The following is a 2,999-nucleotide window of genomic DNA, read 5'->3' on the forward strand; positions in this document are numbered from 1 at the left end:
AAATTATATTAATAAAATGCTTTTTTCTTACTGATAAAGTGATTTTATAGGGATAATCTGACGTAAATCACCTACTAATAATAGAAATAAAATGACGTTTCAATTAGTTATAATTTGACGTTTAACACTTTAATACTATCATTTGCTATTACTGCATTAATTACCTTTTGCAATATTATCTGTTCATATTTAAAGTCCTTACAATTATATATTTCAAAATAAATTTCTCTTGAATCAAAGTATGCTAACCCCCTTTTTAGCTTGTCTACAGATAGCTCAGATTTGCATGATAGTTCTCTTAAACTTATTTCTCTATTTGAATACTCCTTTAATATATTAAATGTTTTAATAAAGTAAGTTCTTTCTGTTAAAATCTCTTCTTTATCAAACCCATATTCACATCCACAATTAGGACATACCAAATAATATTTATAGATGTCTCCATTAATTTTTCTTTTAAAAGATGTCCCAGTCTTTATAAGGCCGCCAATTTTCTTATAATTAGCACACCATGGAGCAATACAATAGGCTTTATCCTTCTTTAAAATTGCCTTTTGTTGTATAGAGTCAATAAATGTTCGTGGTACTTTTAATTCCAAGAATTCTGATACAGTAATGTCATTTTCATATAATATTTTTAATAAGTATTCAACATATAATGTTCTTTTGTGGTATATTGTTTTTCTAACATTTTGTAATAACGTTGGCAACTTATTACCTCTATTTTTTAATGCTACTTTAATATTGCTCCTGTTAAATATTGAATTGTAGTTATTCAATATATAGAGTACCTTTAAAACAATTTCTTCTGGTTCCATTTTGAAATCAAATGGCAATATTAGTTGTTCAAGTGCCTTATAATACCACGTTTGCTGAACTACAGTAGGGTTGTCTACATAATTAAATGAACCAATTTCTTTATCAAGTTTAGAATTGCAATAAGGGCAAGTATTTAATTCATTTAAGTCTTTCATAACTATGATTTTATGACACGAATTACATTTATTTAATAATCTTATCTTATGCTTATGACATACTCTTATTTCTTTTACTTCCCATAACAATCTATGGTAAGATTTATCTTTTAGGCATACTGGGCAGTAGCAATACTCTGTTTCTAATAAACCAGACATAAATCTGGACCTTTCTACTTCGCTTTCTCCACAAAACCTTTTTAAAATATAGTAAAAGGACATTTGGTATATTTGATTAACTTCTAAACCACAAACTTTAGCTATCATAGTTGGGTCTATTATATTTATTGGTGCATAATTTAACACTCCAATATCGTTAGTCTGAATAAAATGAGACCTATGCTTTTTAGATATGCTCCATAAATCTAAAAAACTTATTCCATTTTGCTTTGAAAATCTTAACATAAAACTGAATAACGACTCTCCTAAAAATGGTTTGACTCTTATAGTAAACTTATTAATCGGCATAACTTCCCTCCCTAATATAAAACAATCATTATAATTATTGCCTTATATAGGGAGAACAATACCTTTGTGTCAATATAAATGGTACTACTTTAATGTAGAGCCAACAATTTTCATAAATTCCTCTTCATTTATATCACCTACAATATTTTCATAAGCCTTTGATAAATTCTCCACAGTTACCTTTGCTTTTGTATAATCATCAAAATCGTCTAAATAAACTCCTGAAATTCTAAATGCTTCCTGTAATATTGGTGTCAATATCCCTACGAACCCTTTACACATCGCAAACAACAACTGAGGTATTCCTTTTTCTAAGTTATCTAACCCTAATTGAATCGGGGAGTTTATCTGATTTTCAATGCCCTTTAACAATAGGCAAAATTCTTCATCACATTCGGAAAATCCTTCTAATTTCACTTTTGGATACCTCCTAAAATACTGAAAATCTAACATAAGTAATTCTTCAATTTTAAGAGAACCCACACATACCACTGACACTTTTGCCATATTTGAAACATGTTTTATTGCCTCCATAGCTTCCATAGGTTTTACAGACTTCGATTCCATAATATAATCTAATTCATCAAAAATCAGCATTTCCACCTTTTGAAATTCCAGTAAATGAAATGCCTGTCTTTTAACTCTTCCAATTGTCGGTCTACCAGGTAAATTTGGTGCATTTAAAGCAGTTATTATACTTTGATAAAATTCAAGTATAGTGAACGGGTGTGGCATTTCCATATACACAACTGGCTTAATATCAATTTCAGTATCATCTTGGTCTTTATAAATAACTCCTGGATTAATGTCAGCATATTTCTCCATCATCCTGCTCTTACCTACCCCTGATATTCCCATTATAAACAAATGTCTTGGCGAGTTCTGTTTGTCTCCTATATTATGATTGTCACGCATAGAATCTAACATGCTCCATATTCTTTCAATCTTTTTGTGAATAACATGAATGTTTGAAACACGTTTAGTAAAGTCTTTATATTGGTTATTGCTATTAATCATTTCATATTACTCCTTTTCTTTTGCAATATTAATTAACTCTCCAATAGAAAGCTTTTCAATAACCACGTTTTTCTCCTGTATATTTGAAAAAGTTATTTCCGCACCCATTCTTTCTGCTTGTTTTCGTATTGTTCTACTTTTCTTATACTTCTTTAACACAATATCCTTTAATTTCATTTTTGCTTTCTTTAATTGCTTCGTACCAATTATTGCATTATTCTTTTGAATACCTTCTTCTTTTGCAATCTCTAATATTTTTTTATATGTGTATAAATTGACACCTATAAGTTCATCAGCAGGAGGATTATAAGCAAGAATTTGAATGTATTCTGATGAATCTGATTGTTTAATATAAATTTTTGAAATATCATCTAAATCATATTTAACTTTATATTTCACCTCCCTTTTATTAATTGAGCTTTCACGGAAACTCATTAGCTCCTATGATTACTCATTTCTAGTATCATTAATTTTTGTTGATTCCCCCATTTTTTCTGCATAAAACACTTGACAAGTCTGTAAAAATTTGAAAAATACCTC

3 protein-coding genes are annotated in these 2,999 nt (G+C 28.9%); all 3 read right to left on the reverse strand.

Features of this window, described 5'->3' with window-relative positions; all coding sequences use genetic code 11:
- Window positions 1-107: 107 nt before the first annotated feature.
- Window positions 108-1,442, reverse strand: a complete 1,335-nt coding sequence (locus Ctaglu_RS24450; protein WP_125006650.1) for a TniQ family protein — start codon at window positions 1,440-1,442, stop codon at window positions 108-110.
- Between the two features lie 84 nt (window positions 1,443-1,526).
- Window positions 1,527-2,459 carry a TniB family NTP-binding protein gene (locus tag Ctaglu_RS24455; RefSeq protein ID WP_125006652.1) on the reverse strand — a complete coding sequence of 311 codons (933 nt, stop codon included), beginning with the start codon at window positions 2,457-2,459 and terminating at the stop codon, window positions 1,527-1,529.
- A 6-nt stretch (window positions 2,460-2,465) separates the two neighbouring features.
- Window positions 2,466-2,894 (reverse strand): hypothetical protein, encoded by a 429-nt coding sequence (locus Ctaglu_RS24460; RefSeq protein WP_125006654.1) that lies wholly within the window; start codon window positions 2,892-2,894, stop codon window positions 2,466-2,468.
- Between the last annotated feature and the right edge of the window lie 105 nt (window positions 2,895-2,999).

Source organism: Clostridium tagluense (assembly GCF_003865095.1).
GTDB classification, from domain to species: domain Bacteria; phylum Bacillota; class Clostridia; order Clostridiales; family Clostridiaceae; genus Clostridium_AD; species Clostridium_AD tagluense.

Excerpts from the sequence above, each read along its gene's own strand:
- Ctaglu_RS24450 (WP_125006650.1), bottom strand. The coding sequence starts at position 1,442 with ATGCCGATTAATAAGTTTACTATAAGAGTCAAACCATTTTTAGGAGAG.
- Ctaglu_RS24455 (WP_125006652.1), bottom strand. The coding sequence starts at position 2,459 with ATGATTAATAGCAATAACCAATATAAAGACTTTACTAAACGTGTTTCA.
- Ctaglu_RS24460 (WP_125006654.1), bottom strand. The coding sequence starts at position 2,894 with ATGAGTTTCCGTGAAAGCTCAATTAATAAAAGGGAGGTGAAATATAAA.